The organism is Idiomarina sp. A28L (assembly GCF_000218785.1).
Classification (GTDB): domain Bacteria; phylum Pseudomonadota; class Gammaproteobacteria; order Enterobacterales; family Alteromonadaceae; genus Aliidiomarina.
Genome location: NZ_AFPO01000011.1, coordinates 237,358 through 251,811, shown reverse-complemented (window position 1 = coordinate 251,811; position 14,454 = coordinate 237,358). Strand labels below are relative to the sequence as shown.

The following is a 14,454-nucleotide window of genomic DNA, read 5'->3' as shown; positions in this document are numbered from 1 at the left end:
AACAAAATAAGCTAGATAGTTATCTTTCTGCGGCGTAATGAAATAACCGCGAGTAAAGCTAACACTCCAAGCCATAATGGATGGTTTGCAGCTCCTTTGCGTTCAAGTTGCACTTCATCGCTTTCCGGACAAGCAACATCACTACCATCAGGCGTTAAAACAAGTGAACGTAAGCGCGCAGTACTTATCAAATCACCGTCTTCATCAATATCAGTTACCAAAACGGCTAATGCTGCAATCTCGCCTGCATCATTAATATCGATAGCATCCAGAATCACATACTCACTATTACAAGGTAAGTAAGTATTCAAATCAATAATAGTATTGGTGTCGATTTCATACAGAAAACCAGTCGCACGGCGTTGGGAGTTCTGAGTTGAATCGATTTGCCCTTGCCCTACTACTTGACCGCTATTATTAATTGCCCGCGGTTGCCAACTAGAATCATCAAAGAAGCCGTTTGGATAGACAGCTTCACTTACGCCGTTGGAGACGTCCATATAAAATAACCGTTGGCGAAAGTTGTTATTGATAGCAATGTTACTAAAACCAACGGCAATATTATTGTCGTTAATAGCAACCGCTAATGAGTTATTACTGGTATTAGTATCTTCTAACATACGTATCGCGCCATTTTCATTAAACAGCGTAGGTCGCGTAAACGAGCCCCCGGAAACCTGCCGTTGCGATACACCAACAGCAATACCGTGGATGTTAATATCGTTAGCGACACTTCGATAACGCAAAGTTTCGAAAACATCAGCCTCATCAGCTTCTTTATCAAAAGCAATACCTAAAGAGCCTTGCTCTAAAACATTACCTTGAGCATCAAACACCCAGCGATAAGCTTCCTCTTCCATTAAAGGCGATGAAGCGCCGGTGATGCCACTTCGCGCATACCAGTACCTGTGCAAGCACGCCTCTTCTGGTTCGAGAAAGATAGTTTCACCACTTTCATCAACCTCATCCTCAGAAATACAGGCGTTATCATAATAGGATTGCAAACTTGCACCATGCGCAACGGCACCGTAACCAACAGCAACGTTATTATCGTTAATAGCAAATAAACTGGCGGTACCATTCATCAGCAAACCAGGCTCTCCGGTCACTAATGTGTAATTCTCACCGTCCGTCCATGCACCTTGTGGGAAAGAGCTTCGCAAATGAAAGCGAGCTGGCTCTCCGTCGCCATCTGTATCTTCAACCCACTGATACGGCGTTGAAGATTGGCCAACAGCAACCCCTAGATTATTTAAACCTAATACCCGAAAACTAACGCTATCGGTGCGCAAACCAGTTTCATCGTCGAGTGCTTCAAAGCCATCAAGCTCAAAAATATTACTCGAATCAAAATAGAAGCCCAATTCAATTGCTAAATTCTGGAATTTTGGATCAACACCAACCGTATTTACTAGATAATCACGCAATTGCCGCCGCTCGCGCTCAGTTGGATTATCTAAATCACTAATTGATGTAAAAGCTTCCGGGTCGAGCAAATCTAAGCGCAAGTTCTGGCCACGAAGGTCGGCCAGCTGACCAACAACGTGGCCGCTGTTATTTATCGCACGTGGCGTTGTGTGAATAGCGCCTTCTACAGCACCTGCGTCAGTGACTCGATAGCCACCTGATTCTGCTGCTGCGCCACCTACGGCTAGTGTAGAGCCGATAAGCGCGGCAACTGCGAGAGAAATCTTTGTTTTGCGCATTCAATTACCTTGTTGTAAGTTTTCCAAATAATCCCAGCGTTCCAATGCTTGCATCAGCTCAGTTTCAACCGTTTCTGAACGTTCTGTAACTGGCGATGTAACCGATACTGGTTGACGAAAAAATTCCGGGTCGTTTAATTGTTGTTGTAATTCACTTAGTTCTTGCTCTAGCGCCTCAATTTGGCTGGGCAGTAACTCAAGCTCACGCTTCAGCTTGTATGATAACTTGTTCGCCTTCTGAGCTAAAGGGGGCTGCTGCTCTGAGTCCACTTTAGCTTGAGAAGTTCCCTGCTTTTTCTGAATTGATTGGGATGCCACCCGTGTTGCAGCATTTGCTTGTTGGTACACCCCTACTTCGTGGAAACCACCAAATATTTCTGTAACTTTGCCCTGCCCTTCAAATAGAAGCACTGAAGTAGCGGTGTTATCAATAAACTCTCGATCATGGCTTACCACCAACACGGTTCCTGGATAATCAACAACCACTTGTTCGAGTAACTCTAGGGTATCGATATCCAAATCGTTGGTTGGCTCATCGAGAATAAGCAAATTGCTTTCTGGCAATAGAATTTTAGCCAACATCACACGATTCTTCTCGCCGCCCGAAAGCGCGCTTACAGGCATTTGTGCTTGCTGAGGAGAGAACAAGAAATCTTGCAAATAGCTAAAAATGTGCCGCGTACGGCCACGATGAGTTACTTCTTTTTTACCCTCAGCTACGTTATCCGCAATCGAAGCATTCAAATTCAATAACTGCCGATGCTGATCAAAATACGCTACCTGTAGGTTTGTACCTAAGCGTACTTCGCCGCTAGTAGGCGGTAAATCGCCGAGAATAAGCTGAATTAAAGAGCTTTTCCCACAACCATTTGGCCCCACTAACGCCAGTTTATCGCCTCGCTGAATAAGTAAGTTTAAATGTTCTATTAAACATTTATCACCAAGCGTTAAGTTAATATCAGTGGCTTCAAAAACTAGCTTGCCTGAACGCTCGCCACTCGCTTGCTCAATTTTAACCGAGCCTTGCACTTTCCGCCGCTGCGAGCGTTCTTGCCTCAGAGCCTGTAATGCGCGAACACGCCCTTCATTCCGTGTACGCCGAGCTTTCACGCCCTGCCTTACCCATACTTCTTCTTGGGCAAGCTTTTTATCAAATTCCGCTTGTTGCGTAGCTTCAACTTCAAGTAAACGCTGCTTCTCCTCTAAAAATGCATCGTAATTACCTGGGAAACTGGTAAGCGTTCCGCGATCTAAATCAACTATGCGTGATGCTAATCTGCGAATAAACGCACGATCGTGGCTGATAAAAACTAACGCACCCGGAAATTCACTCAACATGTTTTCCAGCCACTCTACCGTGGCAACATCCAAATGGTTTGTTGGCTCATCAAGTAAGAGCACATCAGGCTGTGTAGCTAGTGCTTTAGCAAGTGCTACTCGGCGCAACCAACCACCCGATAAGGTATCCATACCGGCATCACCATCGAGGTTTAATCGCGATAACACCTGCTCTATTCGGCTTTGTAACTGCCAACCATCATTCGCTTCAATTTTAGTTTGAATACGCATCATTTGATCAAGCAAACGCTCATCGGTTGCATCAAGCGCCATAGCTTCACTAACGGCTTGGTAATCGGATAGTAATTTACCAGTTTCAGCAAATGCACTGGCAACATAATCAAACACTTTACCTGGCGTGCGCGCAGGTGGATCTTGCGGAAGCATAGCTACGCGCGTTTCTCCAACTAAGTGGAGCTGGCCATCATCAAGCGAAATGTTCTTATTTAACACTTTTAACAGGCTCGATTTACCAGCGCCGTTACGGCCTGTAATACAAAGCCTTTCGCTCGATTCTACGATTAATTCGGCATTATCTAAAACTGGCGCGGCGCCAAATGCTAGGCGGGCGTTACTTAATCTCAGTACAACACTCATAAACTGAGGAATTCCTGTAATTTAATTTCTGCAAATGGCCACTTTAGTTCAGCATCATCGATGGCACGTACTAAAACGGGAACTAATGTAGCGTATTCTTCTATCAAAGCTGGATCGCTTGCGATATCAACTACATTGAGCTGAATTGGTTCATCAAGCTGCTGAGCATATATTTGCTGAATAGCTTGAGTGCAAAGCGGGCAATGTTCTTTCATCAATAGATAAAACTCAGGCATGGGTAAGATACCAACAAAAATGAACGGCTCGTTGTTTTTCAAAATCTAACGGGATACTCGCACGTGTGTGATCTTCCGCCTTAAAGCCTATTTCTGCCACCGCTTGCTCATCTAATTTAAAGCCGCGTTTGTTATTGGTGAAAATAAGTAAACCTCCAGGGGCCAAGAGTTTCTTAGCCTTGGCTAAAATATCAACGTGATCCCGCTGTACATCAAAAACAGCTTCCATCCGTTTCGAATTTGAGAAGGTTGGCGGATCAATGAAAATAAGATCCCACTGCCGTGGCGGTGAATCATCGGCATGTGCAGTTAACCACTTCAGGCAATCTGCTTGCTCAAATTCATACCGGTTAATGGTTAAAAAATTCAACCGGAAGTTATCTTTCGCCCAGTTTAAATAGGTTTTCGATAAATCTACGGTGGTAATTTCTTTGGCGCCGCCTAAACCTGCATGCACCGATGCTGTTCCCGTGTAGGCAAATAAATTCAATACACGTTTATCTTTGGCTAATCGCTGAATATCTTTTCGTACTAAACGATGATCTAAGAACAAACCTGTATCTAAGTAATCAGTAAGATTTACTTGAAACTTAGCGTTGTATTCTTGCACCTCGATAATTTCACTATCGTTGGAAACGCGCGTGTACTGCTTTTCGCCCTGCTGACGCTTCCGCTGGCGAGTAAATATACGATCTGGGCTTACCGGCAAACTATCCATAACCGCTTCAAGAATATGCCACCAACGCTTTACGGTAATATGTTCAGGAATATCTTTCGGCGCCGCATATTCTTGCACTACCAATGATCCATCGTAGTAATCAATAGCTGCATTGAACTCAGGTAAATCTGCGTCATAAACGCGGAAACAGTTCACCCCTTCCTTTTCCGCCCATTTGCTGCGTTGTTTCCAGTTCTTTGCTAAACGATTTGAAAGCGCTGCCACTTCAGGGCGCGCAAATTCTTCTTGAGCATCGGTAAGGTCCATTATTGCAAGCAAAACCGGAATGCCACCGTTGTTTAGCTTATATTTTTTCTCAGTGCGCATTCGCATGGCTTTAATCATCGATTCATCAGGCGCAATAATGGCAGCTTTCCAACCACTAATACCTTGCCGAAGCTGACGCCCAAAATCACGATAAAACAGCCAAGCACCAAGTTCGCTGCCAAGCCGCTCACCATATGGTGGGTTACTTAATAACATGCCGGAAGCCGCGCTTTTATAACGCTTCAATAACCAAGGAGATGAAGCATCGCCCTCTTCAATCTTTATCAAATCTTCAAAGCCTAGCTGGCGAATATTTTGATTAGCCGCTTGCACTATCCCAGGATCATTATCAACTCCATGGAAAGTAGTTTTACATGCCGCTAAGCCCTTTATGAACCGCTCTTTTGCATCGGCTTTAACTTCATTCCATACCGCAGCTTTATGCCCGCGCCATGCATTGAAACCCCATTGCGTGCGCTGTAAACCAGGTGCTCTATCGGTTGCGAGCATAGCGGCTTCTATAAGCAAAGTACCTGAGCCACAAGTAGGGTCGGCAACCAAAGCAGGCCACTGTTCTTCAGCTTGAATCGCTGGCCTATTCATTCCTGCGCGAACAACAAGTGCCGCCGCCAAGGTTTCCCGAATAGGTGCTGCGCCTTTAGCCTGCCGATAACCACGCTCATGCAAACCAGTACCCGCTAAATCTAAGTAAAGCGTAGCTACGCCTTTATGAAGATAGCCTTGAATATTAATTTCTGATTGCTTTGATTCCACACTAGGGCGGCTAGCGCCAACACGCCGAAACGCATCAACTACACCATCTTTAATTACTTGCGCCGAAAATTGGGTGTTGCGAAGCGTTTCGCTGGTGCCATTGAAGCGAACTGAAAAAGTGTTGCGTTCATTGAACACATCCGCCCATGGATAATCGGCAGCTGCTTTTTCAAGCGCAAAGCGATCATGCACTTCAGTTTCAGATAGTTTCAAAAGAACCCGGCTACCTAACCGAGACCACATACACAGCGTGTATCCTAGGCGTAAATCTCCCGAACACGTAACACCTGAATTGGTCAACTGTATATCGATACCACCAAGCTGCTCAATTTCTGCGGCTAAAAGTTCTTCAAGGCCGCGGCCACAAGGTAAAAAGAATTGTAAACTATCCATTAAATACATTAATTCCAAAGCTAGACGCATAAAACGTAAGGTTGCGAATTATAACGCAGTTCAATTCATATGTCTGTGTTGTTTGAATTTCGAAATTAGCGCGGCAGAACTGATTACAAGGCGCTTTATTAATCATTTCGTTGAATAATTAGGCGGTTGACAACAAATGTGAAATATCTTGTTGCAATGCGGGCTGCCACTGGTAAGATACGCCCTCAATCGGACGCGGGGTGGAGCAGTCTGGTAGCTCGTCGGGCTCATAACCCGAAGGTCGTAGGTTCAAATCCTGCCCCCGCAACCAATCCGATACCTTTCATTTGAATTTCTCCTTGTTACTCCCTATAGTGTATTTATCCCAACTTGGATAAAGGCATCACTTTGCAAATCGCTGATTTTTTTGTTGTTTTCTATTGGCTTTTAACAGCCTCTGTATTCCTTCGAATTATATTCAAACGCCGGCCAGTAAGCTCATCGCTAGCATGGGTGCTTATCATTATCGTTTTTCCTTTTTTGGGTGTTTTAATCTATCTCTTTTTCGGTGAAATTCAACTCGGTAAACGTCGAGCTGAGAGAGCAAATGCTCTTCGTACTCCCTTCCTTGAGAACTTAACTAAATTTTTGAGTGGGCATGAAACCCCTGAACCTAAAGGGCATGCCGCTCGCTCAATTTATCAAATCATGCATCAACGCGATGGTATAGGTGGTTTGAGCTACAAGAACTTTGCAGTGCTTGCCGATCCAGATAGTATTTTTGATCAATGGCTCCACGATATTGAAAACGCCGAACGTGATATTCGTATGGAATTTTACATCTGGCATCCTCATGGCCGAGTAAATGAAGTAACTGAAGCGTTAATCGCGGCTTCAGAGCGCGGCGTTAGTATCGAGATACTTGTTGATCATGCGGGCAGTTGGCCGTTCTTTATGTTCAGCGCTGATTTAAAACGCATGCGCGCAGCGGGTATTAAACTATTACCAACACTTCCGGTAAATATATTCCGTAACCTGTTTCGCCGGGTAGACCTGCGCTTACATAGAAAGCTGCTAGTGATCGACCATATAATTTGCTACACCGGTTCAATGAACATGGCCGATCCGCGCTATTTCAATGCGCACAAAAAATTTGGTCCCTGGATTGATATTATGCTTCGTTTTGAGGGTGCTGCGGCATTCGGGGTATCAAAAGTGTTCTCTTGGGATTGGGAGTTAGAAACCGGTGAACGAAATTTCCCACAGTTAAAAACCGAATTAGAGAATTGTAATCGATGGCTATCAATTATCCCATCAGGCCCCGGCCAAGGTGAGGCGGTAATGCATCAAATTATGCTCTCGATTATCCATCGGGCGAACTCGAGTATCACCATTGCCACCCCCTACTTCGTTCCTTCAGAAGCTATATTCGAAGCCTTATGCCATGCCGCGCAACGAGGTGTTTATGTTTGTATATTATTGCCAAAGATAAGTGATTCCAAAATGGCGAGCTTTGCCAGCGAATCGTTTTATAGCGGTTTATTAAATGCAGGTGTTGAGTTACGCTTATTTCACCAAGGCCTTTTGCACGCAAAGGCGATTGTGGTTGATAGCGAGATGGCACTGGTGGGCAGTATGAATATTGATATGCGGAGTTTACAACTCAACTTTGAGCTTTCAGTAGCTATATACGACACTGAAAGCTGCGAAGATATTTGTGAGCTACTTAGTTCTTATAAAGAGCAAAGCATTCCAGTAGATGTTAACGCTTGGCATGAACGGCCTAGATACAGACGAGTTGCAGAGCGTTTTATGTACTTTTTAAGCCCATTGCTTTGATGTAAATGAATTATCTCGAGGTATCGGGTGGCGCTGCGATTCTTGCAAGCGATCATTCAATACACGGGTAACTTCAAAACGTTGCATTGTTTTAAAACCGCCAACCTCAAACGATTCATCAACTAACATACAAAGTGAACAGCGGTCATCCTGTTCAATAATCAAGAAATCAGCTTGCCCTGTGCCCGAATTTAACGAGCAGAAAAGATGATCTTTCGGCCATACTTTGCTATCACCAAAACTACCAAACTTAAAATACCAGCTTTGTGGCAACATCAATTTACCGAACCGCACTAATGCGGTTGCATGCAAAGCAATATCAAATTGCTCATTGGTTGAAAGTGCACTATAGGTATCAAGATAATCGGAAAAATTCTGAAAAGCTTCAGCGTCATCCATTGAAAAAGAAACGTGATCCGGCAACCTATCACGCAAAAAAGAACGCTTGAATGATAATTCTTGCGTTACTTTCTTTCCTAAATCAATTGCTAAATTCTGTGTATCAAGTAAGCGCCATTGCCAATTATGCATCGTTTTCATCCATTTTGTTACGATACGAGTACGAATCTCGCGCTCTTAGAGCACTTGGAAACACCAATACAGCTCCATTTGGTTTCTATTGCAAATATTACGGCGTTCGCCGTCTAATTACAAGCTGTTAACAATTGATTTTATAAGGGCTGGGCCCTGATAGATAAACCCTGTATAGATCTGTATGAGTTGCGCACCGGCAGCTAGCTTTTCTTTCGCTTGATCTGGTGAGCTTATACCACCAGCGCCAATAATGGGTATGGAATCAGGTAACGCTTCTCGCAACCATTTAATAACTTGTGTACTTCTATCAGTGAGTGGTTGTCCACTCAATCCGCCCGCTTCGTTTGCGTGTTCTGCAGATTCTACTTTACTTCGATCAAGCGTAGTATTGGTGGCAATTACTCCATCAATATCATGTTCTTGAATTGCTTGAGCAAAGCCAAGAATTTGTTCTTTATCCATATCCGGAGATATTTTCACAAGAATAGGCACATATTTCATGTGTTCTTGCGTTAATGTTTGCTGTTTCTGTTTGAGAGCAGCTAGTAAGCTAGTTAAATGAGTGCCGTGCTGAAATGCCCTTAAGCCCGGGGTGTTTGGCGACGAAATATTTACCGTAACATAACTTGCATGGGGATAAACCTTCTCTAAACAATAGAGATAATCTAGATTACCATCGGCTTCACTAGTATCTTTATTCTTACCAATATTAATGCCGAGAATGCCTTTAAAACCAGCTTCTTGCACTCTCGCCACTAACGCATCAACACCATCATTATTAAAACCCATACGGTTGATTAACGCCTCATGTTCCGGTAATCGAAACATGCGAGGTTTATCATTACCTTGCTGTGGCTTTGGCGTAACAGTACCAACTTCAATAAAGCCAAAGCCAAGTGCAGCCAATGCTTTTATACAGGTGCCATTTTTATCCAACCCTGCCGCTAAACCAACAGGGTTTGGAAAAGTTAAACCAAGCACGTTTACCGGCTTTACCGGTAAACGTTGATAAATTAACTTATGCAACGGGCCTGAATTGCAATGTTGCAGTTGGCGCAACGTGAAATCGTGGCTCCATTCAGCATCTCGGCTGAAGAGAGCTTTCCGAAATAATGGATATAACTGCATTATTTACCGATACCACATTTTTGTCCTAGCAACGTTAGCTCTCTTAATGCTACCGAGAACTTCGCAAACTCATGGCTCTTCGTTGTTTTGAAATCAGCTAGCGTTTGTTTCCAACGCAGAACATAATTGCGGTTAGCTTCAAGCCATGCCGCCAACATTGCATCGGTATCCATTCCTTTCTCTGAATACTTCAGCAAGGTGACCGTGAGTAAACGTTGTTGCCAATCAAGTTCTTCTCGGAACGCTGCCCGCGCAAGCGCTTGCCAATGGTTCGCTACTGGTTGTTTGTTTACTTGATCCAAGAACCAATGAATTTGGATTTCCGCACCTAAACGGAAATAGCTTTGCGCAACGAGCGATATTTTCTGCCCTGTTTCATCGGCCACTTCAGCAATATCCATTGCCGAGAATACAGTGCTTAAAATACTCACTTGTTGTGCCAACTTCGCCGGCACGCCCTGCTCTTTAAGTTTTTCGATGTTCGCATCAATACCTGATTTCTCGGCATCTGACATGTAATTCAATGCGTTTTTCTGCAAGTCATCGAATGATTTCTGATAAAAATCGATGTGCTCTTGAATCGAAGTGAATTTTGGATTCCGATGGCGCAAGAACCAACGCGTTGCACGGCGAACCATGCGGCGCACTTGGAACAACACTTGATTTTGAACATCAGCAGGAATCTTGTTGTTAAGCTTCTCTATCTCAGCCCATATCTGACGGCTGGCAAACACTTCACGAGCAATGATATACGCAGCTGCAATTTCTGGAACGGTTGCGCCTGTTGCTTCTTGCTTCCGATAGATAAAGTTTGGCCCCATATCATTCACAATATTATTCGCTAATTTAGTTGCGATAATTTGCCCTTTCAATGGGTGGTCGTTCATTTCTTCGCGGAATTGCGCTTGCAACTCTTTAGGAAAGGCCGATACCAGTTCCTTCGCATGGAACGGATCGTTGGTTATTTCATCAACAACCAACTCTTCTTTCAGGACCATTTTGCCGTAAGCATTCAACACTGCCAACTCAGGGCGAGTTAAGCCTTTCCCTGAAGCTGTTCGTTCAGCCAAATTATCGTCATCAGGAAGAAACTCAAGCGCCCGGTCTAGCAACCCTTCTTTTTCTAAATGATGAATAAAGCGCTGCATCTCTTTAATTTGGTCAGCACCACGCAACAGCGTTACCGAAATAGATTGTGTTTGACGATTACAATCGTTCACTACAATTTCAGAAACTTGATCAGTCATATCAAACAACAATTGATCTCGCTGCTTTTTGGTTAACTTGCCCGCTGTCACCAAACCATTTAATAAAATTTTGATGTTTACTTCGTTATCTGAACAATCAACACCACCAACGTTATCAATAAAATCGGTGTTAATGCGCCCACCTTGCATGGCAAACTCAATTCGCCCCAACTGGGTAAAGCCCAAGTTGCCGCCTTCACCGATAATCTTACAACGTAAATCTTTACCGTTAATGCGAAGTGGATCGTTGGCGCGATCACCTACTTCAGAATCGGTTTCTTTACTACCTTTAACATAAGTACCGATGCCGCCGTTCCAAATTAAATCAACCTCAGCCATTAGTAGCGCTTTAATCAACTCATTCGGTGCCATTGTGCGCTTCTGAGTACCAAGCAAACGCTTCATTTGCGTGGTTAACTCTATCGATTTAGCGCTGCGAGAGAATACACCACCGCCTTCGCTGATCAGTAATTTATCATAATCTTCCCAGCTTGAACGCGGAAGCTTGAACATTCGTTGGCGTTCTTTAAACGATTTTGCTGTATCTGGCTCTGGGTCGATAAAGATATGCATGTGGTTAAATGCAGCTACGAGTTTAGTTTTTTCCGATAACAGCATGCCGTTACCGAAAACATCGCCGGCCATATCGCCAATACCAACGCAGGTAAATTCAGTTTTTTGGCAATCAATGCCCATTTCACGGAAATGTCGTTTAACCGATTCCCAAGCACCACGTGCGGTAATACCCATTTTCTTATGGTCATACCCTACCGAACCGCCCGAGGCGAAAGCGTCTCCGAGCCAATGGTTGTATTCAGCAGAAATGCCATTAGCGATATCGGAAAACGTAGCCGTTCCCTTATCAGCAGCTACTACTAAATATGGGTCATCATCATCGTGGCGCACTACATTTTCTGGATAAACCACTTCGCCATCAACAATGTTATCGGTAATATCAAGTAAAGCTCGGATAAAGGTGCGATAGCACGCTTTCCCTTCTTCAAACATGGCATCGCGTTCTTCCGGAAGCTGCTTACAAACAAAGCCTCCTTTCGCTCCTACTGGAACAATTACCGTATTCTTTACTTGCTGCGCTTTTACTAAGCCCAATACTTCAGTGCGGAAATCTTCGCGTCTATCCGACCAACGCAAGCCGCCTCGAGCCACTTTACCACCTCGCAAATGCACACCTTCAACACGCGGCGAGTAAACGAATATTTCATACTTCGGTAGCGGCAACGGCATTTCAGCGATCAGTTCAGGCAAGAACTTCACTGAGACATATGGCTTTTCTTTACCTTCTGCATCCAACTGGAAGAAGTTGGTACGCAAAGCCGCTTGAATTAAATCTAGGTAACGACAAATAATGCGATCATCATCAAGGCTCGCTACGTTCTCTAATTCACCCTGAATTTTTGCCACTAAGTTTTCTACTTTTTTCGCTACGCCCTTCACACCTGGCTCAAAGCGGGTGTAAAACAACTTAACTAGTAATTTGGCTATTTTAGGGTAACGGGTAAAGGTGCTTTCAATATAGCTTTGGCTGAAAGTTATACCGATTTGGCGCATGTATTTAGCAAACATGCGTAGAATGATAATATGCCGCCCTTCCATGCCGGCACCCAAGATTAGACGGTTAAAACCATCATCTTCATAATCACCAGACCATACTTTCGCAAAAGAATTTTGGAAGTTTTCTCTGCTGCCATCTAAATCAAGCTTGCCAGCGGTATGCAACATGAAGAAATCGAGTACCCAGAAAACATGCCCATTGGCATCTTTAATTTGATATGGGCTTTCATTTATTATGCGTAAACCGAAGTTTTCCAGCATAGGAAGAACATCCGATAAGTGAATGGGCTCATCACGATGGAATAGCTTCAACTTCACTCGATTCGAATCATCTTGAACTTCTTGGGCACGGTAAAAAAGCATTCCCAGACGATGATCATCATCGAGCGCTTCAAGTTGATCTATATCTGCCAGTGCAACGGCAGGTAACACTTCTTCTTTGTACGCCCGTGGGAAGCCCGAAGCATACACTCGCATTAAGTTGCGAGCCTTTGCCTCGCCCTTACTAGATATCAATAAACTCTCGAAATTATCTTCCCAACTACGAGAGGCCTCAGTTAAGTTTTGCTCTAATTCTTTCACATTAATGTCCTGTCCGCTGTCTTCTACGCGCACTATGTATTGCGTTCTTGCTAACGCTGATTCCGAGAAGTAAGTGGTGAAATCAACTTCCTCAGAACTACCTAAAGTACGGGCCAAAATATTCTGGGTTTTAATTCGCAATGCGGTGTTGTAACGCTCTTTAGGCACATACACCATCGCGGTAATGAAGCGACCAAAAATATCACGGCGTAAGAAAATGCGAGTGATATCACGCTCTTGAATTTGAAAAACACCTAAGGCGGTTTTCAATAAATCTTCGATGCTACTTTGTACTATCTCATCACGCGGGTAAGTTTGCATGATATTGAGTAACGCTTTGCTAGCGTGCGTTCCCCGTGCGTAACGAGAATTAGCTAATACCGTTTCTACTTTATCTTTAACCAGCGGAATATCCATAACGCTATCGTTGTAAAAACTAGCTGCATACAAGCCGATGAAGCGATCTTCACCAATAACTTCACCGTTATCATTAAAGCGCTTAATACCAATGTAATCAGAATGCGCTGGTCGATGAACACGTGAACGGGTGTTTGCCTTTGTTAACAGCAAAATTTCATCACTTGAAAGCGCAGTGCTACGTGCCAGTTTACCCATCTTGGATAACTGCCGAGCATCAGAACGCTCACTATTTTTTAAGAGTCCAAGGCTTGAACCCTTGTCCTGAACGATTTCATAATCACCTTCGGTGGCATTTACGGAATAGCTTCGATATCCCACCAAGGTGAAATTATCATCCGCAAGCCAGCTAAGGAATCGCTTAGCTTGTGCCAGCTTTTCCTTTGAACCTGGGAATTTATTTTTTTCTAAATTATTAGCAATACTTTCGAGCTTCTTGCGCATCGGCTGCCAATCACTCACCGCAAGCGCAACTTCACCCATTACAGAAGATAACTCTTCTTTCAATTGCTTTTTGGCTGCTTCATCGGTTTGCCGATCAACTTCTATTAAGAAAACGGTATCGGTTTGCGCATCTTTATCGGTAACACCCGCTGGCAGAATTTCACATACCCGCCCTTCTTCACAGCGGCGATGAACTAACGGCGCATGCAGTAACAATTGCGAACTAATTCCTAATCGATTCAATGCCATACGCACTGAGTCCACCATAAATGGCATGTCTGTTTGAATTATTTCAATAATCGTATTCGGTGATTCCCATCCATATTTACTTACTTCAGGGTTATATACCTTAACCGTAGCTTTAGTATTCGATTCATATTCGTTAAAGCTATGCCATAAGCCAACAATTGCGCCATAAATATTACTGTAATCGCGACCGGACAAATCGTCGCGAGAAACATTTCGGTAAAGGCGTTGAACGAACTCCTCAACGAGGGGGGCACTTTCTTTGGAAAGCTTTTGATGGATCGTTTCAGAAACTTTTTCGAGGATTACCGGTATTTGCGTGTTAACCGATGCCATGTTGATTAATCCTTGTCTGCAGGCGAAAAATAAGTGGCAGGCCAACCGTTTACCACGGTGGGTCATAAACCCCTATATTGTCGACCTTTAGACAAGGAAAAGCAACGTAT

At 43.9% G+C, this 14,454-nt stretch carries 8 protein-coding genes and 1 tRNA gene; 2 read left to right on the top strand and 7 right to left on the bottom strand.

All coding sequences use genetic code 11. The features are described from left to right. Positions 1-11 precede the first annotated feature (11 nt). Genes A28LD_RS04250 through rlmKL form a run of 4 tightly spaced genes read right to left on the bottom strand, consistent with a single transcriptional unit; the run spans position 12 to position 6,029 of the window. Positions 12-1,706 (bottom strand): DUF3466 family protein, encoded by a 1,695-nt coding sequence (locus A28LD_RS04250; RefSeq protein ID WP_007419829.1) that lies wholly within the window; start codon positions 1,704-1,706, stop codon positions 12-14. Then, positions 1,707-3,641 carry an ATP-binding cassette ATPase Uup gene (uup, locus tag A28LD_RS04245; RefSeq protein WP_007419828.1) on the bottom strand — a complete coding sequence of 645 codons (1,935 nt, stop codon included), beginning with the start codon at positions 3,639-3,641 and terminating at the stop codon, positions 1,707-1,709. Continuing rightward, complete coding sequence (locus tag A28LD_RS04240) at positions 3,638-3,877, bottom strand: glutaredoxin family protein (protein WP_040486973.1); 240 nt, start codon at positions 3,875-3,877, stop codon at positions 3,638-3,640. The genes uup and A28LD_RS04240 overlap by 4 nt, the downstream gene beginning before the upstream one ends. Beyond that, a complete protein-coding gene (rlmKL, locus tag A28LD_RS04235; RefSeq protein WP_040487019.1) occupies positions 3,870-6,029 on the bottom strand; it encodes a bifunctional 23S rRNA (guanine(2069)-N(7))-methyltransferase RlmK/23S rRNA (guanine(2445)-N(2))-methyltransferase RlmL in 2,160 nt (719 codons plus the stop codon). The genes A28LD_RS04240 and rlmKL overlap by 8 nt, the downstream gene beginning before the upstream one ends. A 224-nt stretch (positions 6,030-6,253) precedes the next feature. Here rlmKL and A28LD_RS04230 point away from each other — a divergent pair. Beyond that, positions 6,254-6,330: transfer RNA gene (locus A28LD_RS04230), tRNA-Met, on the top strand. Positions 6,331-6,407: 77 nt separating this feature from the next. After that, positions 6,408-7,838, top strand: a complete 1,431-nt coding sequence (cls, locus tag A28LD_RS04225; RefSeq protein WP_007419825.1) for a cardiolipin synthase — start codon at positions 6,408-6,410, stop codon at positions 7,836-7,838. Here cls and A28LD_RS04220 read toward each other — a convergent pair. From A28LD_RS04220 to A28LD_RS04210, 3 genes are all read right to left on the bottom strand, one after another. After that, positions 7,821-8,369 (bottom strand): cell division protein ZapC domain-containing protein, encoded by a 549-nt coding sequence (locus A28LD_RS04220; protein ID WP_007419824.1) that lies wholly within the window; start codon positions 8,367-8,369, stop codon positions 7,821-7,823. The genes cls and A28LD_RS04220 overlap by 18 nt on opposite strands. A 117-nt stretch (positions 8,370-8,486) precedes the next feature. Continuing rightward, the gene (locus tag A28LD_RS04215; RefSeq protein ID WP_007419823.1) at positions 8,487-9,500 is read right to left on the bottom strand and encodes a quinone-dependent dihydroorotate dehydrogenase; all 1,014 of its coding nucleotides are present in this window, start codon (positions 9,498-9,500) and stop codon (positions 8,487-8,489) included. Then, on the bottom strand, positions 9,500-14,344 hold the full coding sequence (locus A28LD_RS04210) for an NAD-glutamate dehydrogenase (protein WP_007419822.1): 4,845 nt from the start codon (positions 14,342-14,344) through the stop codon (positions 9,500-9,502). The genes A28LD_RS04215 and A28LD_RS04210 overlap by 1 nt, the downstream gene beginning before the upstream one ends. Positions 14,345-14,454 lie beyond the last annotated feature (110 nt).

What these genes read in the sequence shown, in the direction of transcription:
- A28LD_RS04250 (WP_007419829.1), bottom strand. Translation starts at nt 1,706, where the DNA reads ATGCGCAAAACAAAGATTTCTCTCGCAGTTGCCGCGCTTATCGGCTCT.
- uup (WP_007419828.1), bottom strand. Translation starts at nt 3,641, where the DNA reads ATGAGTGTTGTACTGAGATTAAGTAACGCCCGCCTAGCATTTGGCGCC.
- A28LD_RS04240 (WP_040486973.1), bottom strand. Translation starts at nt 3,877, where the DNA reads ATGCCTGAGTTTTATCTATTGATGAAAGAACATTGCCCGCTTTGCACT.
- rlmKL (WP_040487019.1), bottom strand. Translation starts at nt 6,029, where the DNA reads ATGGATAGTTTACAATTCTTTTTACCTTGTGGCCGCGGCCTTGAAGAA.
- A28LD_RS04220 (WP_007419824.1), bottom strand. Translation starts at nt 8,369, where the DNA reads ATGCATAATTGGCAATGGCGCTTACTTGATACACAGAATTTAGCAATT.
- A28LD_RS04215 (WP_007419823.1), bottom strand. Translation starts at nt 9,500, where the DNA reads ATGCAGTTATATCCATTATTTCGGAAAGCTCTCTTCAGCCGAGATGCT.
- A28LD_RS04210 (WP_007419822.1), bottom strand. Translation starts at nt 14,344, where the DNA reads ATGGCATCGGTTAACACGCAAATACCGGTAATCCTCGAAAAAGTTTCT.